This window comes from Arthrobacter sp. AG258 (assembly GCF_004364695.1).
GTDB lineage: Bacteria > Actinomycetota > Actinomycetes > Actinomycetales > Micrococcaceae > Arthrobacter.
The window spans coordinates 48841-74181 of sequence record NZ_SOBI01000011.1 but is presented as its reverse complement, the minus strand read 5'-3'; the positions used below and the strand labels follow the sequence as shown (position 1 = coordinate 74181).

15 protein-coding genes and 2 tRNA genes are annotated in these 25341 nt (G+C 68.0%); 14 read left to right on the top strand and 3 right to left on the bottom strand.

The annotated features are described in order from the left end of the window. Positions 1-184: 184 nt before the first annotated feature. Entirely contained in the window at positions 185-4702 is a 4518-nt protein-coding gene (locus DFO47_RS19505; RefSeq protein WP_133832697.1) for an ExeM/NucH family extracellular endonuclease, read from the top strand. Between the two features lie 87 nt (positions 4703-4789). On the opposite strand, the gene DFO47_RS19500 is transcribed toward DFO47_RS19505, so the two are convergent. Beyond that, positions 4790-6721 carry an FAD/NAD(P)-binding protein gene (locus tag DFO47_RS19500; protein ID WP_133832696.1) on the bottom strand — a complete coding sequence of 644 codons (1932 nt, stop codon included), beginning with the start codon at positions 6719-6721 and terminating at the stop codon, positions 4790-4792. A gap of 84 nt (positions 6722-6805) precedes the next feature. Between DFO47_RS19500 and DFO47_RS19495 the strand changes: the two genes are divergently transcribed. The 4 genes from DFO47_RS19495 to DFO47_RS19480 all read left to right on the top strand — a co-directional run bounded on the left by DFO47_RS19495 (position 6806) and on the right by DFO47_RS19480 (position 11516). Next, positions 6806-9055: a prolyl oligopeptidase family serine peptidase gene (locus tag DFO47_RS19495; RefSeq protein WP_133832695.1), complete on the top strand. Its 2250-nt coding sequence runs from the start codon at positions 6806-6808 to the stop codon at positions 9053-9055. After that, positions 9056-9586, top strand: coding sequence for a GNAT family N-acetyltransferase (locus DFO47_RS19490; RefSeq protein ID WP_133832694.1), 531 nt, complete (start codon positions 9056-9058; stop codon positions 9584-9586). It abuts the gene before it with no gap. Positions 9587-9721: 135 nt separating this feature from the next. After that, positions 9722-9810 (top strand) — tRNA-Ser (locus DFO47_RS19485). Positions 9811-10034: 224 nt separating this feature from the next. After that, the gene (locus DFO47_RS19480) at positions 10035-11516 is read left to right on the top strand and encodes an MFS transporter (RefSeq protein ID WP_133832693.1); all 1482 of its coding nucleotides are present in this window, start codon (positions 10035-10037) and stop codon (positions 11514-11516) included. Here the strand turns inward: DFO47_RS19480 and DFO47_RS19475 are convergent. After that, a complete protein-coding gene (locus DFO47_RS19475; RefSeq protein ID WP_208294439.1) occupies positions 11440-13593 on the bottom strand; it encodes a RecQ family ATP-dependent DNA helicase in 2154 nt (717 codons plus the stop codon). The genes DFO47_RS19480 and DFO47_RS19475 overlap by 77 nt on opposite strands. A 203-nt stretch (positions 13594-13796) precedes the next feature. Here DFO47_RS19475 and DFO47_RS19470 point away from each other — a divergent pair, with 203 nt between their 5' ends. The 4 genes from DFO47_RS19470 to DFO47_RS19455 all read left to right on the top strand — a co-directional run bounded on the left by DFO47_RS19470 (position 13797) and on the right by DFO47_RS19455 (position 17482). After that, complete coding sequence (locus DFO47_RS19470) at positions 13797-15215, top strand: phosphomannomutase/phosphoglucomutase (RefSeq protein WP_133832691.1); 1419 nt, start codon at positions 13797-13799, stop codon at positions 15213-15215. Between the two features lie 6 nt (positions 15216-15221). Next, entirely contained in the window at positions 15222-15719 is a 498-nt protein-coding gene (locus DFO47_RS19465) for a hypothetical protein (protein ID WP_133832690.1), read from the top strand. A gap of 13 nt (positions 15720-15732) precedes the next feature. Then, positions 15733-16182 (top strand): Rrf2 family transcriptional regulator, encoded by a 450-nt coding sequence (locus DFO47_RS19460; RefSeq protein WP_018762385.1) that lies wholly within the window; start codon positions 15733-15735, stop codon positions 16180-16182. Between the two features lie 139 nt (positions 16183-16321). After that, positions 16322-17482 (top strand): globin domain-containing protein, encoded by a 1161-nt coding sequence (locus DFO47_RS19455; protein WP_133832689.1) that lies wholly within the window; start codon positions 16322-16324, stop codon positions 17480-17482. Positions 17483-17581: 99 nt separating this feature from the next. Here DFO47_RS19455 and DFO47_RS19450 read toward each other — a convergent pair whose 3' ends face one another. Next, positions 17582-19408 carry a phosphoenolpyruvate carboxykinase (GTP) gene (locus DFO47_RS19450; protein ID WP_018762387.1) on the bottom strand — a complete coding sequence of 609 codons (1827 nt, stop codon included), beginning with the start codon at positions 19406-19408 and terminating at the stop codon, positions 17582-17584. A 277-nt stretch (positions 19409-19685) separates the two neighbouring features. On the opposite strand from DFO47_RS19450, the gene DFO47_RS19445 reads away from it, so the two are divergent. From DFO47_RS19445 to DFO47_RS19425, 5 genes are all read left to right on the top strand, one after another. Then, positions 19686-19762, top strand: a tRNA-Arg gene (locus DFO47_RS19445). Between the two features lie 76 nt (positions 19763-19838). Beyond that, positions 19839-21293 (top strand): NAD(P)/FAD-dependent oxidoreductase, encoded by a 1455-nt coding sequence (locus DFO47_RS19440; RefSeq protein ID WP_133832688.1) that lies wholly within the window; start codon positions 19839-19841, stop codon positions 21291-21293. A 67-nt stretch (positions 21294-21360) separates the two neighbouring features. After that, entirely contained in the window at positions 21361-22110 is a 750-nt protein-coding gene (locus DFO47_RS19435) for an ABC transporter ATP-binding protein (protein ID WP_133832687.1), read from the top strand. Continuing rightward, complete coding sequence (locus DFO47_RS19430) at positions 22107-24143, top strand: YhgE/Pip domain-containing protein (protein WP_133832686.1); 2037 nt, start codon at positions 22107-22109, stop codon at positions 24141-24143. The genes DFO47_RS19435 and DFO47_RS19430 overlap by 4 nt, the downstream gene beginning before the upstream one ends. Then, positions 24140-24784, top strand: a complete 645-nt coding sequence (locus DFO47_RS19425; protein WP_133832685.1) for a TetR/AcrR family transcriptional regulator — start codon at positions 24140-24142, stop codon at positions 24782-24784. Before DFO47_RS19430 ends, DFO47_RS19425 begins: the two co-directional genes overlap by 4 nt. Positions 24785-25341: the final 557 nt, after the last annotated feature.

Sequence of the window (25341 nt, the reverse complement as noted above, 5' to 3'; positions counted from 1 at the left end):
GGGGCGCTCCGCTGGGGAACGCCCCACCGAATGCACGCGCCAGCAACCTTGCGTTCATTCAGTGCTGTTGTCATGTGCCTGGACAACCAACAGGCCAGGCACATTCCTGCCCAGTCCAATCCATGAAGCATGGACGCACCCACCGGACCACCCACCCGGTACTCCTCAATGAAAGTAAGAGCGGATGCATCAAACACCCTGGAAGTTAGCGCTCGGCGCAGCATTGTCAGCGGGGCTCATCGCAGCCCCGCTGGCTGCTGTTCCGGCGGCCGCGGAGGTCTCAGCCGCGGCCGGCACATCCCCCGTTGTCATCAACGAGGCCTACCTGAGCGGCGGCAGCAGCGGCGCCGCGTACAAGAACAAATTCGTGGAACTGTACAACAGCTCCAACGCGCCCGTCTCCCTGGACGGCTGGTCGGTACAGTACCGCTCCGCCACCGGAACGGCCGCTCCCAGCGCAGTCGCCGCATTGTCGGGGTCCATTCCCGCCAAGGGCTACTACCTGGTGCAGGGCGGGAGCAACGGCGCCAATGGTGCAGACCTGCCCGCACCGGACCTCGTGGCCGGGGCGCTCAACTTCGGCGGCAGCGGAGGCACCATTGTGCTCGCCAAGCAGCCCACCGCCGTCGGACTTCCCACCGGGTCCGCGGTGGAGCCCGCAGGCGTGGCCGACCTCCTGGGCTACGGCAGCTCCAACACGTTTGAGACCAAGGCCGCCGCGGCACCCGCTTCCAACACCGACGTGAAGAGCCTGAACCGGACCGAAGGCGCGGACAGCAACAGCAATGCCGCTGACTTCACGCTCAGCGCCGCCATCACCCCCACGTCCTCCGGCGGTACCGCACCGGACCCCACACCGGTCCCGGACCCGGTCGACAAAACCATCGCCGAAATCCAGGGCACCGGCGTCGAAAGCCCGCTGGCCGGAGCCGCCGTCACCACCAAGGGCAAGGTCACCGCGGCCTTTCCCACGGGCGGACTGAACGGCTACTACATCCAGACCCCCGGTACGGGCGGCGATCTGAGCGCCACCAACCACTCCGCCTCCGACGGCATCTTCGTCTACTCGCCCGCCACGGTGGGATCGGTCCAGGCCGGAGACTATGTCCAGGTCACGGGCACGGTTGCCGAGTACTACGGAATGACCCAGCTGAATGTCACGGCGGCTGCCGGCCTCACCAAACTGTCCGAGGCCGCACCCGAGGTCAAGCCCACGGTCTTCACGCTTCCGGCCGGCGAGGCCTTCCGCGAGTCGCTGGAAGGCATGCTGCTGGCACCCCAGGGCCCCATGACCGTCAGTGACAACTACAGCCTGAACCAGTACGGCGAGATCGGCCTGGCCGGCGGCACCACCGCGCTGGAACAGCCCACCGCCGTGGCATCCTACGGCTCGGGAGAGTACGCCGCCGTGGTGGCTGACAACGCCGCCCGCGGCATCAAGCTCGACGACGGGTCCAGCACCAACTTCCTCAAGGACGCCACCACCAAGGCCGAAGTGCTGCCCTACCTCACCACCGCCGATCCGGTCCGGGTGGGCTCACCCGTCAGCTTCACCACCAACGTGGTGCTGGGCTACGCCAACAACTCCTGGAAGTTCCAGCCGCTGACCCACCTGACGGAGGCCAACAAGGCCACCGTCCAGCCGGCCCGCTTCGGCGCCACCCGCACCGAGGCCCCCGCGGCCGTGGGCGGCAACCTGAAGCTCGCCTCCTTCAACGTGCTGAACTACTTCCCCACCACCGGTGACCAGATCGCCGGCTGCAAGTTCTACACCGACCGCGCAGGCAACCCCATCACCGTCAGCGGCGGCTGCAACGTCCGCGGCGCCGCCAACGCCGAGAACTTCAAACGCCAGCAGGACAAGATCGTGGCCGCCATCTCCAAGTCCGGCGCCGACGTCGTCACCCTGATGGAGGTGGAGAACTCCGCCCAGTTCGGCAAGAACCGGGACGACGCCCTGGCCAAGCTCGTGGAGGCCCTTAACATCCCCACCCCGGGCATCTGGGACTACGTCCGCACCCCCGCGAACGCACCCCCGCTGGCCGACGAGGACATGATCCGCACCGCGTTCATCTTCAAGAAGGCCGCCGCCGAGCCGGTGGGCGAATCCGTCATCCACAACGACACGGTCGCCTTCGCCAGCGCCCGCAAGCCGCTGGCCCAGGTCTTCAAGCCCGTGGGCGCGCCTGATGACAAGAAGTTCATCGCGATCGCCAACCACTTCAAATCCAAGGGCTCGGCTGCCACTCCGGACGACACCGACAAGGGCCAGGGCAATTCAAACCTCGCCCGCACCGCCCAGGCTCAGTCCCTGCTGGCTTTCTCCGACGAGCTGCAGAAGTCCAAGGCCACCGACAAGGTGTTCCTGATCGGCGACTTCAACTCGTACGGCAAGGAAGACCCGATCAACGTCCTCACCGGCGCAGGGTATGTCAACCAGGACGACAAGGCCAGGAATGCCGACGGCACGGCCAAGCACTCGTACCTCTTCGGCGGCCTGGTGGGCTCCCTGGACCACATCCTCGCCTCCCCGGCGGCCAACGCGGTGGTCACCGGTGCGGACATCTGGAACATCAACTCGGTGGAATCCGTGGCGCTGGAGTACAGCCGCTACAACAACAACGTCACCGACTACTACGCACCAAACCAGTTCCGCGCCAGCGACCACGACCCCGTGGTGGTGGGCCTGGACCTCCCGGCAGCTCCAGCCACCGTTGACCTGAACCTCCTGAACATCAACGACTTCCACGGCAGGATCGATTCCAACACCGTGCAGGTCGCCGGGACCATCGAGAAGCTCCGCGCCGCAGCCGCTCCGGGTGCCACGGCATTCCTGTCGGCCGGGGACAACATCGGCGCCTCGCTGTTCGCGTCCGCGGTCGCCAAGGACCAGCCCACCATCGACGTCTTGAACGCCTTGGAGCTGAAAGCGTCCGCCGTGGGCAACCACGAGTTCGACGGCGGCTGGGCGGACCTGCGCGACCGCGTCATCGCCGGCGGCACCAACGCGAAGTTCCCCTACCTGGGCGCGAACGTCTACAAGAAGGGCACCACCGAACCGGTCCTGCCGGAGTACACGGTGCTGGACCTGAACGGCATCAAGGTTGCCGTGATCGGCACCGTCACCCAGGAAGTCCCCTCCCTGGTGACTCCCGCCGGCATCGCCGACCTCGACTTCGGCGACCCGGTGGACGCCATCAACCGGGTGGCCGCCAGGATCACGGCGGAGAAGCTGGCGGACGTGATCATCGTTGAAGACCACGACGGCGCCGGTTCCGGGGTGGTGGAGGGCGCCACCCTGGAGCAGGAAGTCGCAGCCGGGGGTCCCTTCGCCAAGCTGGTCACCGAAACCTCCCCCGAAGTGGATGCGATCTTTACGGGCCACACCCACAAGGAGTACGCCTGGGACGCCCCGGTGCCGGGCACCGCGGGCAAGACCCGGCCCATCGTGCAGACCGGCAACTACGGTGAGAACGTGGGGCAGATCCAGCTGACCGTGGACACGGCCACCAAGCAGGTGACCGGGTACAAGGCCGGCAACGTCAAGCGCACCACCGACGCCGCAGCAGGCCTGGTGGCCGCCTACCCGCGCGTGGCCGCCGTGGACGCGATCGTGAAGAAGGCCCTCGCGGACGCCTCCGTGGTGGGCAACCAGCCCATCGGCTCGGTCACCAAGGACATCACCACGGCGTTCACCACCGACGCCACCGGTGCTGCCAAGCGCGATGACCGCGGCAGCGAATCCACCCTGGGCAACCTGGTGGCCGATTCCCTGCTCTCTTCCCTGCAGCCGGCCGAGCTTGGCGGCGCGGAGATCGGCGTCGTCAATTCCGGCGGCCTGCGCAACGAGCTGTACTACGCACCGGACGGCACCATCACCTACGCCGAGGCCAACGCGGTCCTGCCGTTCGTGAACAACCTGTGGACCACGTCTTTGACCGGTGCGCAGTTCAAGACGCTGCTCGAACAGCAGTGGCAGACCAACCCGGATGGCACGGTTCCCAGCCGGGCCTACCTGCAGCTGGGCCTGTCAAAGAACGTCAACTACACCTACGATGCCGCCCGCCCGGCCGGTGACCGGATCACGTCCGTGCGGGTGAACGGCGACCTGCTGGACCAGGCCAAGTCCTACCGGGTGGGAACCTTCAGCTTCCTGGCCACCGGTGGCGACAACTTCCGGATCTTCACCGCGGGCACCAACACCCGCGATTCCGGGCTGGTGGACCGGGATGCCTGGATCGGGTACCTCCAGAAGAGCAGCCCGGTGTCCCCGGACTTCGCCCGGCGTTCAGTGGCTGTCACCAACACCACTGCCGCTGAGGTCAAGCCCGGCGGACCGCTCACGCTGACGGTGTCCAGGCTTGACCTGACGTCGCTGGGCAGCCCGGTGAACACGGCACTGGCGGCCTCGTTCACGGACTCCGCCGGCACGGTGACCCAGCTGGGTAAGGTCCCGGTCGCCGCCGGCGCCGCCGCCGTGAACCTTGCCGTGCCGGCCGGCGCTGCAGCGGGGACGGGCACCCTGGTGCTCACCGCCGTCGAATCCGGCACGGTGGTCAGGACTGCGGTCCTGGTTGCGGCGGACACTCCGTCGCAACCGGTCTGCGTCCCGCCGGTCAAGCCCACCCGGCCCGCCGACCTCAAGGGCCAGGCAAACTACGGACAGGCCATGGCCGCGTACCGGGCCTGCCTGCGCGGCTGACACCAGGATGCGCCATCACTTCCGGTTCCCTTCCTACGGTTTGGGGGCCGGAAGTGATGGCGCATCGGTGTTCAAGCCCTGGCCGGGTTATCCCCTGTTGAGGATGGCCGCCGCGATTTCGTCCGCATCGCGGAGGGTGCGCTGGCCGCTGCGGTAGGCGGGGCCGCCCTCCTGGAAAGCTTCGGCGGCGATGGCGGTGCCCCATTGTGCCGACGACAGCTGCAATCCCAGGACGAACAAGCCCTCCGTCACCGACCCGTTGGCCCCCACCGGCCGGTACGGGTGGGGCTCCACGTCCAGTCCGGTGGACTCCACCGGGGCGCCTTCGGCAGTCATCATCAGTTTGGAGCGCACCAGCCCGTCCGCCAGCAGCTGTTCCAAGACCGGGGACTCGTTGGCTGACACCCGGTTGCCGGGGGCCAGCGCTTCCACCATGGTCCGCGCCGTCGCGGGCGGCCCGGAAACCCACGGTGAGGAAGCGGCAAACCGGGCCGCCTTCCGGTCCACGCCGAATTTGGGGTCCGGCCCAACGAAGCTAACCACCCCGGCCCGGGCCAGCGCGGCGAGCTGTTCGGATCGCAATGCCGGCGGCCCGCTGGCCAGGCCTTCCACGAAGGACTCGAACCAGCCGCGCAGTCCGGCCACCCAGGATTCGTCGGTGATGCCGCCGTCGGCCACTGCCGTTTTGAGGACGGCGCGTCCATGGTGCAGGGCGCCGATGGCCATCTTGACCGGATCGTCCTCGCCGAGCGCGGAACGGCGTGCGTCGTCCAGCAGGAATTCCACCACGGCGGCGTCGTGCTCGGCCCGGGAACCAAACGAACGGCCCGCCAGCGGAGCGGCCAGTCCCAGCAGGTCCAGGCGGTGCCTGGGGCCGACGTGGACGGCAAGGACGCTGTCCACGCCGTCCTCCCATTTCACGGCGCTGTGCGCATGCGGCTGCAGGGCTTCCTCGAGCGCGGCAAGGAATGCCGGCGCGTCCGGGACCGCTCCCGGCTGCGAGCGCACCAGCGTGGAGTAGTAGGCCCACAGGGTGTCACGGTGCAGCAAGGGCCACAGGTCGTGGTCGAAGGAGGGCCGGATTCCTGCCTTGGCCAACCGCCCGATCGCGGCCTCGGTGAGGTAGCGCAGCCTGACGGAGGGGGCGTAGTAGCCGTCCAGGGCGGCCTTGGCGCGGTACGGGGTGCCGCGCCGGGAGGCCGCGATGATCAAAGGCTCCTGGCCGGAGGGTTCGTACTCGAGCCGGTTGCCGGTGGAGACGAATTTTCCGCCGCGGCCTTCGGTGAGCTGTCCCATGGTGTCAAAGAAGTTCAGTCCCATGCCGCGGACCAGGACAGGTTCGCCGGCCGGGATCCGGGACCAGTCCACATCCGCGGGCGCGGCGGGCGGAAAGTATTGCAAACCCAGCCGCGCGGCCGAATCCTGGAGGTCGCGCTGTTCCGGGTTCAGGCGGGACGGGATGTGCCCCAGGGCGAGCACCACGGAGTTGGCCCTGATGGTCTCTCCGGTGGCCAGTCCGACGTCGAACATTCCGTCCCCGGCGGGGCGCGCCCACAGCGCGGACGTTTCGTGGAATTCGATGGTGACGCCGTCGGGGGCCTTGGCGAGCACGTCCGCCAGGGTGCTGCGAAGATACCGGCCGTACAGGGCACGGCTGGGGAAGTCCCGCGAACCCAGCACCGCGATTTCGGCCCGCTCGTCATCGGTGAGCGACGGCAGCGGATCCCTCTGCTGCCTCAGCCGCCATTCATCGAATGTGGTACCGGCAACCGGCGCCGGCAGCGACGGGTCCTGGGGAATCAGCGTGGGATAGAACGACTGGGTATTCATCAGGAACAGCCGGGACTGGTCCGGCTGCCAGACATGGCCTGGGCCTGCCGGATACGGGTCCACGACGTCGATTCGCAGCCGCACGGGGCGCCCCGCCGCGGCCGTGTGGGCGAGCAGCCGCTCCAGCACACTGGTGCCCCGGGGGCCGGCGCCGATGATGACGGCCCGGGTGCTCTGCGATAATTCCACGCCATCCAGCGTACGGGCTCAAGGCAACCGGCGCCCCGCACGCTTGACTTGCCAGCCTCGGGGGATGTTGTTTGGATGGGGCGCATGACCACCACAGCAGCTGATCAAGCGTCCGTTCCCGGTCCTGGCCGGGACACCACCGCTACCCCGTCCCCGGGCTCCGCTCCCGAACCAGTCGACGAGAATGTCTGGCTGGAGGACATCTACGGCGAGGAGCAGCTGGCCTGGGTCAAAGAGCAGAACTCCCGCACCGAGGACCTGCTCGAGGGCGCTGACTACACGGATCTGGAAGCGGGCATCCTCGAAGTCCTGGATTCCACCGACCGGATCGCCATGGTGGGCAAGCGCGGCGACTGGTACTACAACTTCTGGAAGGACCGGCAGAACCCCAAGGGCCTCTGGCGCCGCACCACGTGGGAGAGCTACTGCACCGATTCCCCGGAGTGGGACGTCCTGCTGGACATCGATGCACTGGCCAAGGCTGAGGGCGAAGAGTGGGTGTTCCACGGCGCCACGTTCCTGCGTCCGGCCGCGGGCGAGCCCTACCGGCTGGCCCTGCTGGCCCTCTCCCCCGACGGCGGCGACGCGAACCGGTACCGCGAGTTCGACGTCGAAGCACGCGGCTTCGTGGATCCGGCGGAGGGCGGATTCGACCTCCCGACCGCCAAAGGCAACGTGTCCTGGCTGGACGCGGACACCCTGCTGGTTGCCTCCACCGCGGACGGCCTGCCCAGGACGGCGTCCTCGTACGCCCGGACCGCGGTGACCCTCAGGCGCGGCGGTTCCCTGGCCGGCGCCCCACGCCTGTTCGAGGTGCCCGAGGACCACATGATGGCCATCGTGGCGCACGATTCCACCCCTGGCTTTGAGCGCACCTTCGCGGTGGACTACATCGACTTCTTCAACCGCACCAACCTGGTGCTGCGGGGCGACGAGTGGGTGCCGATCGACGTGCCCACGGACGTCAACGTGAGCGTCCACCGCGAATGGTTGCTCTTCCGTCCGCAGCAGGACTGGACCGTGGACGGCACCACGTACCCGTCCGGGGCCCTGCTAGCGGACGGGTTCGAGGACTACCTCGCGGGCAACCGGCAACTCACGGTCCTGTTCACGCCCGATGCCCACACCTCGCTGCAGTCCTGGAGCTGGACCCGCAACTTCCTGCTGCTCAACCTGCTCAGGGACGTTTCCTCCGAGATCCGGGTGCTGGATCCCTCCCGGCCGGCCGACGGCGGCTGGGCGGCCATGCCCCTGGACGCGTGCCCGCCGCTGCACGACGTGAACGCCTACGCCGTGGACGACGAGGACGACGAACCGGCCAACGGCGGCGCAGGCGATGACTTTTGGCTCATCGCCACGGGCTTCACCACCCCCACCACCCTCATGCGTGGCACCCTGGAGCGGAGCGCCCCGGACGGGGCCGCCGACGGAACGCCCGGCGTGGCGAGCCGGCACGCCGCCATCAAGGCCTCGCCGTCGTTCTTCGCTGACGCCGACTATGAGGTGGAGCAGCACTTCGCCGTGTCCGACGACGGCACCCGGGTCCCGTATTTCCAGGTAGCCCCGCGCGGGCTGGCCTTGGACGGGCAGAACCCCACCCAGCTCTCCGGCTACGGCGGGTTTGAGGTCTCCCGGACGCCCGCGTACAGCGGCACGGTCGGCAGGGCCTGGCTGGAGCGGCGGACGGCTTTGTCGGACGGCAGTGACGGGAAGGCGCCGCACTCGCGCGGCGGGGTGTACGTGGTGGCGAACATCCGCGGCGGCGGCGAGTACGGGCCGGCCTGGCACCGTGCCGCACTGAAGGAAAACCGGCACAAGGCCTACCAGGACTTCGCAGCGGTGGCCCGGGACCTGATCTCACGCGGAGTGACCTCTCCGCGGCGGCTCGGTTGCGTGGGCGGCTCCAACGGCGGCCTGCTGGTGGGGAACATGCTCACCCGGTATCCGGAACTTTTCAGGGCGGTCTCCTGCGGTGTGCCGCTGCTGGACATGCGCCGCTACACCAAGCTGTCCGCCGGGCACTCCTGGATCGCCGAATACGGCGACCCGGATGTTCCCGAGCAGTGGGAGTACATCAGGACCTTTTCGCCGTACCACCTGCTCAAGGACGCGGTGGAGTACCCGGAAACCTTCATCTGGACGGCCACCTCGGACGACCGGGTGGGCCCGGTCCAGGCCCGGAAGATGGCCGCCCGGATGCTGGCAATGGGGATCCCGAACGTGTGGTTCCACGAAGCGCTGGAAGGCGGCCACGCCGGCGCCTCCGACAACCGGCAGGCTGCCGCGCTGCAGGCCCGCAGCCAGCATTTCCTCTGGAAGGCGCTGGCGGGCTGAATGGCGGCCGGGGTGGCGGTCCGCAGGGCTGTGGCCGGGGACATCGAGCAGCTGGCCCAGGTACACATCCGCTGCTGGCGGGAAACGTACCGGGGCATGTTGACTGATGCCTTCCTTGCCTCGGTGGATCCCGCAGGCCGGCTTGCCCTGTGGCGGCACCTGCTGGACCGCCCGGACCCCGCCGAGGCGTGGGTGGCCTGCGACGGCGCAACGGTGGTCGGTTTCGCCGGACGGCGGCGGCTGCCCGCCCCGGGTTCCCCCGAGGGGCACCCGCCGCCGGCTTCCGGCGACCTGGAGCTGTGGGGGTTGTATGTGCTGGCCTCGCACCAGCGCCTCGGCCTTGGCGGCCGACTGCTGACCGCTGCGCTGGGCACCCAGGCGGCGAGCCTCTGGGTGGCGGCGGCTAACAGCAATGCCATAGGTTTCTACCGCCGCTTCGGCTTTGAACCTGACGGCGCCGAAGATGTCCTGGCGGACTGGGAGGACCTGCCGGAAATCCGGATGGTCCGCGCCGAGCAACGCCTCCCCTAGGACCTCCCTGCACCGGCATCCCGGGCCCGGCTGCGAGGGGTGGCGCCGTAGCGGCCGGCGGGTTTGCCCGGCCGGGCACCGTTTTGCACTGCATGGCCGGATCTGCGTATCCTTGGTGGGCTAGGAATAGCAATTGGAGACGTGCCAGAGCGGCCGAATGGACTTCACTGCTAATGAAGGGTCGGGGTTAAACTCGACCGGGGGTTCAAATCCCCCCGTCTCCGCGTTTGGCCCCGGTCCCTGGACCGGGGCCTTTTGCGTTTCCGGACCCGGCACCGGGGGCGCCCCGGGCCAGTCCTAAGCCCGTTCGCGTATCAGCACCTTGAGGGGTTGGAGTCGCGAACACGCTTCTGATACGGCGGACGTTACGCCCCGCCCGCTCGGAAAACGCTGTCCGGCAGCCGGACGTGGCGAGCGGTGCCTGCGGGCGCGGTGGCAGGATTGGCCCATGGCGGCACGCAACAACTTACCCCGGCCCGAGGGCACCCGGACGGCATGGAATCCTCGCCTGGCACTCCTGGTGGCGGCGACCTTCTTCATGGAGTTCCTTGACGGAACGGTCCTCACCACCGCCATCCCCAGCATTTCCGCGGACTTCGCCATCGCCGCCGCGGACGTGAACATCACCATGACCGCGTACCTGCTGACCGTCGCCATCGGCATCCCCCTCAGCGGCTGGCTGGCAGAACGGTTTGGTGCCCGCCGGATCTTCTGCCTGGCAATCGCCGTCTTCACCCTGGCGTCGCTCGCCTGCGCCCTCAGCCAGGACCTCACCACCCTGACCTTGAGCCGCATTGCCCAGGGGGCTGGCGGAGCCATGATGGTTCCGGTGGGCACCCTGGTGGTCCTGCGCGGCACACCGAAGTCCGAGTTGCTGCGCGCCACCGCGTTCCTGGTGTGGCCCGGGCTCCTGGCACCGGTCCTCGCGCCGCTGGTGGGCGGAGCGCTCACCACCTACCTGTCCTGGCACTGGATCTTCCTGGTCAACCTTCCGCTCGGTGCCGCCGCGTTCCTGGCTTCGCTCCGGCTGGTCCCGGTAGCGCCGGGCGATCCCGGCCGGCGCTTGGACTGGCCCGGCATGGCACTGACCACTGTCGGGGTCGGAGCGCTCGTGGCCGGCCTGGAACTTGCCAGCAGCCACCCCGAACTGCCCTGGGCCGGGATCAGCGCCGCCGCCGGGGCCGCAGCGCTCACGGGGGCCGTTTTGTGGATGCGGCGCACCCCGCATCCGCTGTTCAACCTGCAAGTCTTCCGCGCCCGCACGTTCCGGGCCATGGCTACCGGCGGTTTCGTGTACCGGGTGACCATCAGCTCGGTCCCCTTCCTGTTGCCGCTGATGTTCCAGACCGGATTCGGATGGACTCCCCTGCATGCCGGAGCACTCGTGGCCGCAGTGTTCATCGGCAACATCGGCATCAAGCCGGCCACCACGCCGTTGATCAGGAAATTTGGCTTCAAGGCGATGCTGGTGTTTGCCTCGCTGGCGTCCGCCCTGACGTTCGCCGCCTGCGCCCTGCTGACGCCTGAGACCCCGGAAGCATTGATGTTCGCACTGCTGGTCTGCAGCGGGGCGTTCCGCTCCATCGGCTTTTCGTCATATGCGTCCGTCCAGTACGCGGACATCCCGCCGGCCCAACTCACCTCCGCCAACACGGTGTCGGCGACCCTGGTGCAGCTTGCGACGGGCTCGGGAATCGCCGTCGCAGCCCTGTTGATCCGGACGTTTGATGGGGTTTCCCTCGGGCACCCGGACGCCGCCGGGCCATTCCGGGCCGCGTTCCTGGCCATGGCCGTCCTGATGCTGGCCAGCACCGCGGACAGCCTCCTGCTGCCGCGGCACGCCGGCGCTGCCGTCAGCCGGCCTGGGCCAAAACCAGGGGAAGCACCGCTCCCGCCCCGGCCTGCCCAAGGGCGCGCCCCGCGACCGTGAGGGTCCACCGGCTGTCCACGAGGTCGTCAATCAGCATGACCGGCTGGCCCTGGACGGACTGCAGCGCGGCCCCAAGTTCCGGCCCCACCACCAGCCGGTCCCACACTCCGGCCAGACGGTACGCACTGTTCCCGCCACGGCCGCCGGTGGGACCGCCGTGCGCCAACTGCAGCTCGCCAAGGTAGGGGATGCGGCCGATATCCGAGATCCCGCGGGCCAGCGAACCCACCAGCTGCGGTTTGCTCCGGGAAGGGATGCTGACGATCGCAGCCGGCCTGCCGGCTCCGCTCCACCCCGGGTTCCGGGCATCCCCGGTGCCCCATTCGCGCAACACCTGCACGCAGGCCTGGAGCATGCCGGGATCCACCGCCCGGTCCTCCGCGCCGGAGGCGAACAGCTCCCGCAAGGCCCCGCCCCAGCCCAGGTCCGTCAGCCGCGCGAGGACCCGCCCGTCCGCAAGGCCTTCCCCGGGCTTGAGCTTGCCCTTCACCGGAACCCCCAGGCGGTCCATGCCGCTGGGCCACTGCAGGCGCGGCTCCAGGACTCCGCCCGCCCTGCTCAGGGTCTGGCCGGCGGCCGCCGTGGCCTCGGCCGCGACGTCGACGGGGAACCATTGGCCTGCGCAGTTGTCGCACCGGCCGCAGGGCCGGGCCGTGTCATCGTCCAGGACCGAGGTGATGTACTCCATCCGGCAGCCCGCGGTGTCCTGGTAGATCACCATGGAGTCCTGCTCGTCCACGCGCGCCTCGGCGATCCGGCTGTAGCGTTCGGCGTCGTAGGTCCAGGGTTGCCCGGTGGCACGCCAGCCGCCGCCCACCCGTTCCACGGCGCCGTCCACGGAAAGCACCTTCAGCAGCAGCTCAAGCGGGGTGCGCCGCAGGTCCACCCTGGCTTCCAGCGCCACCGTTGACAGGGCCGTTCCGGCCTCGGCCAGTGCGGTCAGGACGGCCCCGGCCTTCTCCTCGGACGGCATGGACGCGGTGGCGAAGTATTGCCAGATTTCGCGGTCCTCGGAGCCGGGCAGCAGCAGGACGTCTGCGTTGGCGGCGCCGCGGCCGGCACGTCCCACCTGCTGGTAATAGGCCACGGGTGACGACGGTGCGCCCAGGTGGACAACGAAGCCGAGGTCCGGTTTGTCGAAACCCATACCCAGTGCCGACGTGGCAACCAGCGCCTTGACCTCGTTGTCCTTCAGCAGTTGCTCCGCCCTTTCCCGGTCGGCCGGATCGGTCCGGCCGGTGTAGGCGAGCACGTGGTGCCCGGCCTCGGCCAGCAGCCTGGCGGTGTCCTCCGCTGCGGACACCGTCAGGGTGTAGATGATGCCGCTGCCGGGGAGATCTGCGAGGTGCGTCAGCAGCCAGCCCAGGCGCGCTTTGGAATCAGGAAGTGACAGGACGCCGAGCCGGAGCGAATCGCGGCCCAGGGCGCCGCGGATGGTCAGGACCCCTGCCCCGAGTTGTTCCTCGATATCGTGCACCACCCGCGAATTGGCCGTGGCCGTAGTGGCCAGGACCGGCACGGAATCCGGCAGCCGCGTGATGAGGTCGGCGATGCGGCGGTAGTCGGGGCGGAAGTCGTGGCCCCAGTCGGAGATGCAGTGGGCTTCGTCGATGACCAGCAGGCCGGTCCGACGGAGGAGTTCGGGCAACTGGTTTTCACGGAAGGTGGGATTAGTCAGCCGTTCCGGGGAAACCAGGAGGACGTCCACTTCGTCGGCAGCCAACTGCTCACGGACCGTGTCCCACTCCAGCTGGTTGGCGGAGTTGATGGCCACGGCGCGCACCCCGGCCCTCGCAGCGGCGGCCACCTGGTCGCGCATGAGGGCGAGCAAGGGCGAGACGATCAGCGTGGGCCCGGCGCCCCGGCGCCGCAGCAGCAGGGAAGCCACGAAGTACACCGCAGACTTGCCCCAGCCGGTGCGCTGGACCACCAAAGCCCGCCGCCCGGCGTCGACCAATGCCTCAATGGCTTCAAACTGCCCGTCGTGGAACACCGCATCGGGATGCCCCACCAGGCCGCGAAGGACCTCGAGGGCTTGAGCGTGGGTGGCGGTGCCCGGCGTCCCGGGACCTTCCATGTCTGCAACGGCGGTAGTGGCAACGGTGGACGTGTACTGGTTATCGGCCATTGATTCAGTATCCCAGCAGCCCCTGACACCGGTCACAGGCCGGGACTGCTATGTGGAAAGCTGCGGCCGGTGCACCCGAATGCGCGCAGCTGTTACGAAAGTGCGCCCGGAACCAGCTTGGCTGCGTCCGCCGCCCACGTAAGATAAAGCCCGTGACTAGCGAACAGACAACGACATTTGATCTCTCGGCATCCTTCAAGGCCTACGACGTCCGAGGGATTGTGGGCGAATCGATCACCGCCGAAATCGTCGAAGCCGTGGGGGCCGCGTTCGTGGATGTCCTCAAGCTCGAACGCCAGACCATCGTGGTGGGCGGTGACATGCGCCCCTCCTCCCCCGAGTTCACCAAGGCCTTCGCCAACGGAGCCGCAACCAGGGGCGCCAACGTAGAGCTGCTGGACCTGATTTCCACCGATGAGCTGTACTTCGCCTGCGGTTTCCTCAACCGCGCCGGCGCAACCTTCACCGCCAGCCACAATCCCGCCGCCTACAACGGCATCAAGATGTCCAAGGCCGGTGCCGTCCCGATTTCCTCCGAAACCGGCCTCAAGGAGATCCAGGCCCTCGCGGAGCAGTACCTCAACACCGGGTCCATCCCCGCCGCCGGCACCCGCGGAAGCATCAGCGTCCGCGACGTCCTCAAGGACTACTCCGAGTACCTGCGCAAGCTGGTTGACCTCTCGGCCTCCCGCCCGCTGAAGGTGGTGGTGGACGCCGGCAACGGCATGGCAGGCCTGACCACTCCCGCCGTGCTGGGCGACGCGTTGCTGCACAAACTCCCGTTCGACATTGTTCCGCTCTACTTTGAACTGGATGGATCCTTCCCCAACCACCCCGCCAACCCCCTGGAGCCGGAGAACCTCCGCGACCTCCAGGCGGCGGTCATCAAGCACGGTGCGGACATCGGCCTGGCCTTCGACGGCGACGCAGACCGCTGCTTCGTCATTGACGAGAAGGGCGAGCCCGTGTCCCCGTCCGCCATCACCGGGATGGTGGCGCGCCGCGAGATCGCCCGCGCCAAGGCGCAGGGCGAGGAAAAGCCCACGATCATCCACAACCTCCTGACCTCCCGTGCCGTCGCCGAGCTGGTGGAGCACGACGGCGGACGTGCTGTCCGGACCCGCGTTGGCCACTCGTTCATCAAGGCGGTCATGGCCGAGGAAGGCGCCGTGTTCGGCGGCGAACACTCCGCGCACTTCTACTTCCGCGATTTCTGGAACGCGGACACCGGCATGCTGGCAGCCATGCATGTCCTGGCAGCACTGGGCGAGCAGGACGGCCCGCTGTCCGACCTGGCACGCGAATACGAGCCCTACGTCAGCTCCGGCGAGATCAACTCCGAGGTGGAGGACAAGCCGGCGGCGGTGGAGCGGGTACGCCAGGCTTTCGCGGACGAGGACCTCACCATCGACACCCTGGACGGCAGCACGTTCACGGCCAACGACGGCAGCTACTGGTTCAACCTCCGCCCCTCCAACACCGAACCGTTCCTGCGGCTCAATGCCGAGGCGACGGACCGGGCCACCATGGAGCGCGTCCGCGACCGCGTGCTCTCGCTGGTACGGGCCTAGCAGCGGATGGCAGACCACACCGGGCAGGCAACGGAGGGCCCCGGCGGCCAGGAGAGCTGGCGCGATTCTGTTCCGGAAGCCACGGCAACCGACCTGGAGAACCTCCTGGGCACGGGTGTGAGCGCGGCCCAGGAGCAGCTCCAGCGCAACGGCGGCTTCCTGCCCTTCGCGCTCACGGTCCAAAACGACGGCGAGGTGCGGCTGGTTGCCGTCTCCCCGGCGGAAGCCGGGGAGGACGCGGACGGGGATTTCGACGCCGAGGCCATGATCCAGGACCTCCAGGCGCTCCTGCGGCAGAACCGGGACGACTTCCGCGCCGCCGCCGTCGTGTGCGACATCCTGCTGGTGGAGGAGGATTCCGACGCTATCCACGTGGCCGCGGAGCACCGGGACGGTTCCCTGTTCGCCGCTGTGCTGCCCTATGCCGCCAACCCCAGCACCCAGTCCTGGGATTTTGGCGAACTTGGCGCGGACGCCAGCGAGCCCGCCATCTGGGTGGACTAGACCAGCGGCAGCCGTGAAGATCAACGCCTTCGCCGACGTCAGCCTGCGGGCACTCATGGTGCTCGCAGCGGTCCCGGACGGCACCCTGCTGACCACCCAGAGCATCGCGGACTCGGTAGGGACGCCCTACAACCACGTCAGCAAGGCGATGGCCAAGCTGCGGAGCCTGGGGTTGATCGAGGTTGTCCGGGGCCGCTCCGGCGGGTCCCAGCTCAGCCATGCCGGACGCATCGCCAGCGTGGGGCAGATCCTGCGGCAGCTCGATTCCCGGCTGGATCCGGCCGATTGCGTATCGCCGGCCGGAAATTGTCCACTGATCACCGAATGCCGGCTCCGCAGCGCCCTGGCCCGCGCACGCGAAGCCTTCTACGCTGAGCTCGACTCCGTGGTGATCGCGGATCTTCCCCAGGCCCGCCAGATGGCGCCCGTATTCCAGGTGATCGGCCTCCGCCCGGGCTTGTAGCCCAACGTATCCGGGCATTACCTGCCAGTTTGATTTCCAACTTCTACGCAGTGTAGAACTGAGGCAGAAATACTTGTATTTGAAATACAAGTTTTCATCCGGCCGGACGAAGGCCCCGGCCATAACCTCAGGAGTTCAGATGCTCTCGGACAAGTCCCGCCCCGTCATTGAGGCCACCCTGCCGCTGGTCGGCTCCAGGATCGGATCCATCACCCCGAACTTTTACGCCCGGCTGTTCGCGGCGCACCCCGAACTGATGGATGGCCTGTTCAGCCGCTCCAACCAGCGCTCCGGGAACCAGCAGCAGGCCCTCGCCGGGAGCATCGCAGCCTTCGCCACCCACTTGGTCAACAATCCGGGCACCCTGCCGGAGACGGTCCTTTCCCGCATCGCGCACCGGCACGCCTCCCTGGGCATCACCGAACCGCAGTACCAGGTGGTCTACGAGCACCTCTTCGCGGCCATCGCCGAAGACCTCGCCGAGGTCATCACCCCCGAGATCGCCGAAGCCTGGACCGAGGTGTACTGGCTGATGGCGGACGCCCTGATCAAGCTCGAAAAGGGCCTCTACGCCGCGCAGGCCAACGACAAAATGTGGACGCCCTGGCGGGTGGCAGCCAAGGCACCGGCAGGAACCGGGTCCATGACCTTCACCCTGGAGCCGGCCGACGACACCCCCGTCACCCCCGCCTTGCCCGGCCAGTACATCAGCGTCAAGGTGGCGCTCCCCGACGGACTGCGGCAGGTGCGGCAGTACTCGCTTTCCGGCGATGCCGGCACCAGCCGCATCTTCACCACCAAACTCGACGACGGCGGCGAGGTCTCCCCCGTGCTGCACCACACCGTCCAGGTGGGCGACGTCGTCGAGATTTCCAACCCTTACGGTGAGATCACGCTCAAGGACGGCGAAGGCCCGGTGGTCCTGGCCTCCGCAGGCATCGGCTGCACCCCCACCGCGTCCATCCTGCGGTCGCTGGCCGAATCCGGCTCTGACCGGCAGGTGCTGGTGCTGCACGCGGAAAGCACCCTGGAAAGCTGGGCCCTGCGCAGCCAGATGACCAGCGACGTCGAGCGCCTGGACGGCGCAGAACTGCAACTCTGGCTGGAGCAGCCGGTGGACGGCACCAGGCAGGGCTTCATGTCCCTGCGCGAAGTGGACCTCCCGGCCGGTGCGTCCCTCTACCTCTGCGGCCCGCTGCCGTTCATGAAGAACATCCGCAACGAAGCCATCAACGCGGGCATTCCCGCCACCAGGATCCACTATGAGATCTTCGGCCCGGACATCTGGCTCGCGAGCTGAATCCACCCCACGGCCCGCTCCCGGGCCCACAGTACGACGACGGCCCCGCACCTTTGGGGAAAAGGTGCGGGGCCGTCGTCGTACTGATAAGGGGGCAGCTCAGCCCAGGCGGGCCTTGAGGCCTGCCAGTTCGGACTGCAGGGCTTCGGGCAGCGAGCCCCCGAAGTTGGCGAACCAGTCTTCAATGGAGGCCAGCTCGGTAGCCCACTCGGCGGGATCGACCTTGACGGCCTCCTCAACCTGCGCAGCTGTCATGTCCAGGCCTTCGAGGTCGATGGCCTCGCCGGTGGGAACGTAGCCGATGGGGGTTTCGACGGCGTCCGCCGTGCCTTCGAGGCGCTCGATGGCCCACTTGAGGACGCGGGCGTTGTCACCGAAGCCGGGCCAGGCGAAGCCGCCTTCGGAGTTCCGGCGGAACCAGTTGACCAGGAAGATCTTGGGCAGGCGCTCCGGGTTTGCCTTGGCGGACAGGTTTACCCAGTGGTTCAGGTAGTCGCCTGCGTCGTAGCCGATGAAGGGCAGCATGGCCATGGGGTCGCGCCGGACCACGCCGACCGCGCCGGCGGCGGCAGCGGTGGTTTCGGAGGACAGGGTGGAGCCCATGAAGATGCCGTTGGACCAGCTGCGGGCCTCGGTGACCAGGGGAATGGTGGTCTTCCGGCGGCCGCCGAACAGGATGGCAGAGAGCTCCACGCCGTCCGGGCTGAAGTACTCTTCGGCCAACATGTCGATCTGGTCGATCGGGGTGCAGAAGCGTGAGTTCGGGTGGGCCGCGGGCTTGTCCGAATCCGGCGTCCAGGAGTTGCCCTGCCAGTCGGTAAGGTGCGCGGGCACCTCGTCCGTCATGCCCTCCCACCACACGCCGCCGTCGTCGGTCAGCGCCACGTTCGTGAAGATGCTGCTGCCCTTGGCGATGGCCCGCATGGCGTTGGGGTTGGTGCCCCAGCCGGTACCGGGTGCCACGCCGAACAGGCCGGCCTCGGGGTTGACGGCCCGCAGCTCGCCTTCCTTGCCGAACCGCATCCAGGTGATGTCGTCACCGAGGGTTTCAACCTTCCAGCCCTTGATGGTGGGATCCAGCAGGGCGAGGTTGGTCTTGCCGCAGGCGGAGGGGAAGGCCGCGGAAATGTAGTACGTCTTCTGCTCGGGGGAGGTCAGCTTGAGGATGAGCATGTGCTCTGCCAGCCAGCCTTCGTCGCGGGCCATGACGGAGGCGATGCGCAGGGCGTAGCACTTCTTGCCCAGCAGCGCGTTTCCACCGTAGCCGGAGCCAAAGGACCAAATGGAGCGCTCTTCGGGGAAGTGGACGATCCACTTGTCCGGGTTGCACGGCCACGGGACGTCATCCTGGCCCGGTGCCAGCGGCGCGCCCAGGGAATGCAGGGCCGGGACGAAAAAGGCGTTGGTCTCGGTGATCCGGTTCAGGACATCCGTGCCAATGCGGGCCATGATGCGCATGGAGGCAACAACGTAGGCGCTGTCAGTGATTTCCACGCCAAACTTGGGGTCCTCGGCATCCAGGTGGCCCATGACGAACGGGATGACGTACATGGTGCGGCCGCGCATGGAACCGGCGAAGAGCCCGCGCAGCTTGTCCTTCATCTCGCGCGGGTCCATCCAGTTGTTGGTGAAGCCGGCGTCACGCCTGTTTTCCGAGCAGATGAAGGTCTGCTCCTCGACGCGGGCAACGTCGGCGGGATCCGAGAACGCGGCGAAGGAATTGGGGAACAGGTCCTGGTTGAGGCGCGTGAGCGTTCCGGCAGCGACGAGCTCGTCGGTCAGGCGGGTGTTTTCCTCTTCGGACCCGTCAACCCAGTAGATGCGGTCCGGCTGCGTAAGCTCAGCAACCTCTTCGACCCATGCCAGCAAGCCGGCATGTGTGGTGGGTGCTTTCTCAAGCAGCGGCTTCTGCGCCAGATCGCCCATTGCAGTTCCCTTCCTCGGGTTCATCGGTGTGAGCTAAATGCTATGGTCCGGACCACTGGAGTTTTTTGGGAGCTTGACTGACATCTCCGGTCACGAAAAGTGAATTCCGCGGAAATTCAAGGAATTTTTACCGCAGAATCGCGGATTAAGTGACAAAGGTCACCTATACCGGTCTAGTTGCCGAGATTACAAGGGTTTCGATTTGGCACTACGGCCCCGGCTCGCGTAAAGTAATTCGAGGTTCGGGGAGAGCGGTTCTTCTCCCGGGACACGGAATGCGCCCATAGCTCAGCTGGATAGAGCGTCTGTCTACGGAACAGAAGGTCAGGGGTTCGAATCCCTTTGGGCGCACCAACAAGGTCCGCACCGGCTCGCCGGTGCGGACCTTTTTTGTACCCTCCAGTCGCCGCGTCCCGGCTAGGCTGTGCACATGATGCCCGAGGCCGCTGAGCGCGAATTTGATGTTGTTGTTATCGGCGCAGGCGCCGTAGGTGAAAACGTGGCGGGCCGCGTGGTCCAGGCGGGCCTGAGCGCCGTCATGGTGGAAGCGGAACTTGTTGGCGGTGAATGCTCCTACTGGGCATGCATGCCATCCAAGGCACTGCTCCGGCCCGGCACCGCCCTGCATGGGGCGCAGACCACCCCCGGCGCCAAGGAAGCCGTCACCCGAACCCTGGACGCCGCCGCCGTCCTGGCCCGCCGCAACTACTTCACGTCCAACTGGCAGGACGACAGCCAAGTCAGCTGGGCGAAGGACACCGGCATCGAGCTGGTGCGCGGCCACGGCTGGCTGACCGGGCCCAAGGCGGTTGAAGTGGCGGGCCTGGATGGGGCGCAACACCTGCTGCGGGCCAGGCACGCAGTGGTCCTGGCCACCGGGTCCACCCCCAATAACCCTCCCATCGAGGGACTGGAGGACGTGCAGGTCTGGGGCACCCGGGAAGCGACCTCCGCGGCTGAGATCCCCGAACGCCTCACGGTCCTGGGCGGCGGAGTGGCCGGCACGGAGCTCGCGCAGGCCTTCGCCCGCCTGGGCTCGAGCGTTACCCTGGTGGCGCGCAGCGGCCTGCTGGGCACCTTCCCGGAGGAAGCGGCGGCGCTGGTTGCGGCGGGATTGCGGGCAGACGGCGTGACCCTCCGGCTGCATACGGCCACCGAACGGATCAGCGCAAACGAGGACGGTACGCTCACCGTCAGCCTGGGCGACGGAACCACCGTCACGGCAGAAAAGGTCCTGGTCTCCACCGGCCGGCACCCGGCGCTGGAAGGCCTCGGCCTGGAAAGTGTCGGCTTCGAGCCCGGAGAATCGGGCCACCTGAGCCTGTCCACGGACACCACCGGCCTCGTGGAAGGGACCCCCGGCGACGACGACTGGCTGTACGCCGTGGGGGACGCCGCCGGGAAGAACCTTTTCACCCACCAGGGCAAGTACGAGGCCCGCGCCACCGGTGACGCCATCGCCGCCCGGGCCACGGGCGGGCTCAAGGGAGCCCCGGGCGACTGGACCAGCTGCGCCCAGACGGCCAACCAGCACGCCGTACCCAGCGTCGTCTTCACGGATCCGGAACTGGCGAGCGTGGGGCGCACGCTGGAATCTGCCAGGAAAGACGGCTACAACGCCTCGTCCGTGGAGCTGCCCATCCAGGTGGCTGGTTCCTCCCTGCACTCCGAGAACTACGAGGGGTGGGCGCAGCTGGTGGTTGACGAAGACCGCAAAGTCCTCCTGGGCGCCACCTTCGCCGGGCCCGATGTGGCCGAGCTACTCCACGCGGCCACCATCGCGGTAGTGGGCGAAGTTCCGCTGGACCGGCTATGGCACGCGGTCCCTTCCTACCCGACCATCAGTGAGGTCTGGCTGCGGCTGCTGGAGAAGTATGGCCTGTGAGTCTTATTTGAACTGACCGGTCAGTTTGGTTAGTCTTGATGCAGACTTCTTCTGCGAAAGGCAAGCCTTGCTCTCAGCACACCAGCTCCAGGCCAAAGGACGCCGGGACCCGCTGCTTCCTCCCACGTCCCTGACGGTTGCGCGTGGCGAGCTGCTGCTCGTTGCCGGCGACCGGCAGGACCAGCGCACCGCGCTGGCACTCCTGCTCAGCGGCAGGATGAAGGCCACTGGCGGCGGACAGCTCAGCTGGGACGGCAACTCCCGGGCCAAGCAGCTCCGCCTCGCCGCGGCCCTGGTGGACTCCCCCGGCGTCAATGAGCCGGAGGAACACCTCAGCGTCCGCGACCTGGTCACCGAGGACCTGGCCCTGATCCCCCGCCGCTACCGTGGCGCCCTGCTCAGCCGGCCCTGGCTCAAGGTCAACCGGTTCGAGGACATCGCGGACCTGTGGACCGAACAGCTCGAGCCGCGGCGGCGGCTTGAGCTGCTCACGGCGCTGGCCCTCGCCAACCCGGGCACCGACCTGCTGGTGGTCGACTCCCCTGACCGGCACAGTGCGGATGACCTCACCTGGCTGCCGCGCCTCCAGGCGTTGGCATACGACGCCGGGCGCCCCCTCGCCGTCGTAGCGGCCGTCAGTGCCGTCCCCGCCTCGTGGGACGGACCGGTCGCCCACATCGGCAACGAGGCACCCGAACCCGCGCCGGAACGGATACCCGAAACCGAACCCGATACCCCGGGCGGCAAGCACTCAGCGGAGTCCGCGCCTGACCGGGAAAACCAGGAAACCGAACTCGAAACCGAGGTTGCCAAGTGACTGTCCTGCGGCTGGCCCGCTCCGAACTCAAGCGCATGACCGGCGGTCTGCTGCCCAAGCTGACCATCCTGGCGCTGACCATGGTCCCGCTGCTCTACGGTGCGGTGTACCTGTACGCGAACTGGGATCCTTACGGGCACCTCAACAGCCTCGACGCCGCACTGGTGGTCGAGGACTCCGGCGCCACCGCTGCCGACGGCACCCGGCTGGAGGCCGGAACCAAAGTGGCGGACAGCCTGGTGGAGGGCAACGTGTTCCACTGGGTTCCGGTGTCCAGCTCAACGGAGGCCGACGCCGGAGTCAGCAGCGGCCAGTACGCCTTCGCCCTGAAGATCCCCAAGGATTTCTCGGCAAACCTGGTCTCGCCGGGCAGCTTTGATTCCGCGAGCCAGGCCATGCTGAACGTCACCACGAACGATGCCAACAACTACCTGTTGAGCACCATCGTGGACAAACTGACCACGGCCGTCCACACCACGGTGGCCAAGGAGGTTGGGGAGGAGACCGCCAACCAGCTGCTCACCGGCTTCGGCACCATCCACAGCAAGATGGTCCAGGCCGCGGACGGCGCCGCCCAGTTGGCCGACGGAGTGGCCACCCTCAGGGACGGAACGGTCACCCTCCACGAGGGCACCACCGCCTTGAGCAGCGGCGCCGACCAGTTGTACGCCGGCCAGCTGAAGCTGCGGGACGGCGCCAACCAGCTGACCGACGGCGCGGGGCAGCTCAGCAACGGATTGTCCACGCTGAAGGACAAGACCGCCACGCTGCCCTCCGATACCCAAACGCTTGCCTCCGGCGCGGCCCAGGTGGCTGCCGGGAACGCCCAGCTGAACACCAAGGTCCAGGATGTGGCGTCCCAGCTGGAAGCAGCCGACCAGGGGCTGCGCGGCCGGGTGGTGGAGTCCAACAGCAGGCTGGTCGCCTCGGGTGTCCTGACCCAGGAACAGGCTGACAAGGTATTGGCTGATTTCGATGCCGCCGCAGCGTCCAGCCCTGTGGCAGCAGCCAAGGCCAAGATCCAGACAGACGCCGAACAGGTCCAGCAGCTGGCCGACGGCTCCCAGGCGGTCAGCGTCGGCGCAGCCCAACTGGCTGCCGGGATGCCGGCCCTGAAGGACGCCATCGGGCAGGCCTCGGCCGGGGCGAACCAGCTGCACACAGGGGCCGCAGCGCTGGCAACCGGTGAGCAGTCCGCCGTCGACGGCGCCTCCGGCCTTGCGGACGGGGCGCGGAAAGTGGACGCCGGCGCGGCCCAGCTCGCCGATGGTGCGGGCCAGGCCGCCACCGGCTCCCGTACCCTGGCCGACGAGATCGGAAAGGGTGCCGGCCAGGTTCCCAACCCGGACGACACACAAAAGAGCAACCTCTCCCAGGTGATGGCCGATCCTGTGGCGGTCAGCAATGTCTCGCAGGCCAAGGCCGGTTCCTACGGCGCAGGGCTGGCACCGTTCTTCCTCACGCTCGCCCTGTGGATCGGGATCTTCATGCTGATCCAGGCGATGCGGCCCATCACCCAGCGGGCCCTGGCCTCGAACGCGCCCTCGTGGAAGATCGCGCTGGGCGGCTGGCTGCCGTTCCTGCTGGTCTCGGTGGTGCAGGCGTCCCTGCTGACCCTGGTGGTGGATGTGGCGCTGGGGTTGAACCCGGCGCACCCGGTCCTGATGTGGCTGTTCCTGCTGGCCGCGGCGATGGCGTTCAGCGCCCTCATCCAGGGGATCGTGGCCTTGTTGGGCTCCCCGGGCAAGCTCGTGGTGCTGATCCTGCTGGTCCTGCAGCTGGTGTCCTCCGGCGGCACGTTCCCGTGGCAGACCACCCCGGAGCCGCTGCATGCTGTGCACCAGGTCCTTCCCATGGGCTACGTGGTGACCGGGATGCGGCACCTGATCTACGGCGCGGACCTGTCCATGATTGTTCCCACCCTGGTTGGCCTGCTCGGGTACACGGTACTGGGCGCCGCCCTGTCCACCCTGGCGGTGCGCAAGAACAAGTACTGGACACTCAAGACGCTGAAACCGGAGATTGCCGTATGACCACCGAACCCCAGGCCGGGGCAAAAGCGCTCCGGCCTGCCCGGACCAACGCCACCCGCCAGAAACTCTTCGACGCCTCCATGGAGCTCATCGGCGAACGCGGGGCGGCCAACGTCACGGTGGACGAGATCGCCGCGGCGGCAGGAGTGTCCAAGGGCACGGTCTATTACAACTTCGGCAGCAAATCCGAGCTGATCGCCCAGTTGCTGCGGCACGGGGTGGACATCCTCAAGGCACGCCTGCTTGAGGCCGCTGACGGCGGCAGCGGCCGGGACCCGCTGCTGGCCATGGAAGCGATGATTGGCCAGGCCATGGACTTCATGGCCGAATACCCTTCCTTCGCCCGCCTGTGGGTCAGCGAGAACTGGCGGATCCCCAGTGAATGGCAGGGCACCTTTGCGGTCCTGCGCGGGGAGCTCCTCGCGGTCATCGGCCAGGCCGTGGAAAGCGTGGCCGCGGCGTATCCGGTGGATGCCTCGGTGTCCCGGGGCAGCCTGGAGACAGCCATCTTCGGCGCCTGCTTCGTGGTGGGCCTGGACCGGCAGACCTACAATCCTGAGCGCACCCGTGACCAAAGTGTTGCAGCAATCATGGCCATCATGCGCGGCTACGTCCTGGGGGAGGCCGCTCCTCGGGGATGATGGAGCACATGCGCCATACCGGAAAGAGCGGAAAATTTGCGGTGATCTGCGGCGTCGTCGCCGCCGGGCTCCTGGTGCTCACGGGGATGACCCTTGCGGAGCCGGTGTTCGTCGCGTTCCTTGGCGTGCTGGCGCTGGCGTACCTGGCTGCGGTGGCCGAAATCGTGGTCCGCCGCCGGCGCTTTGCCCTGCTCGCCGCGGGGACCGGAACTGCCCTTGCCTTCGGCTTTTCCCTGGCGTTCCTCAGCACCTGGACGCTGGCGTACGACGACCAGTCCTCCTTCCTGGGCACCCCGCTGCCCACCCGCGACCCGGACAACTACTTCATGGGCGCCGGGGTTGCGGCCGTCGCGACTTTCGGAATCCTCTTCCTGGGCGCGCTCTGGCCGGGCCGGCGGCGTGCAGCACCGGTCCGCAGGCCGGCCGGAACCACCAGGCGCCCGGCGGCCGCACCACGGGCGGGCACCCGGGCCACAACGCAGGGCACCGCGCCGCAGCGCACCCTTTCGCAGCGGTCCAGTCCTGCCGGCAGCCCGCGCGGTGCCGCACCACGGGCC

Excerpts from the sequence above, each read along its gene's own strand:
- DFO47_RS19490 (WP_133832694.1), top strand. The coding sequence starts at position 9,056 with ATGGCGGCCGGGGTGGCGGTCCGCAGGGCTGTGGCCGGGGACATCGAG.
- DFO47_RS19480 (WP_133832693.1), top strand. The coding sequence starts at position 10,035 with ATGGCGGCACGCAACAACTTACCCCGGCCCGAGGGCACCCGGACGGCA.
- DFO47_RS19425 (WP_133832685.1), top strand. The coding sequence starts at position 24,140 with ATGACCACCGAACCCCAGGCCGGGGCAAAAGCGCTCCGGCCTGCCCGG.
- DFO47_RS19450 (WP_018762387.1), bottom strand. The coding sequence starts at position 19,408 with ATGGGCGATCTGGCGCAGAAGCCGCTGCTTGAGAAAGCACCCACCACA.
- DFO47_RS19455 (WP_133832689.1), top strand. The coding sequence starts at position 16,322 with ATGCTCTCGGACAAGTCCCGCCCCGTCATTGAGGCCACCCTGCCGCTG.
- DFO47_RS19465 (WP_133832690.1), top strand. The coding sequence starts at position 15,222 with ATGGCAGACCACACCGGGCAGGCAACGGAGGGCCCCGGCGGCCAGGAG.
- DFO47_RS19440 (WP_133832688.1), top strand. The coding sequence starts at position 19,839 with ATGATGCCCGAGGCCGCTGAGCGCGAATTTGATGTTGTTGTTATCGGC.
- DFO47_RS19475 (WP_208294439.1), bottom strand. The coding sequence starts at position 13,593 with ATGGAAGGTCCCGGGACGCCGGGCACCGCCACCCACGCTCAAGCCCTC.
- DFO47_RS19495 (WP_133832695.1), top strand. The coding sequence starts at position 6,806 with ATGACCACCACAGCAGCTGATCAAGCGTCCGTTCCCGGTCCTGGCCGG.
- DFO47_RS19505 (WP_133832697.1), top strand. The coding sequence starts at position 185 with ATGCATCAAACACCCTGGAAGTTAGCGCTCGGCGCAGCATTGTCAGCG.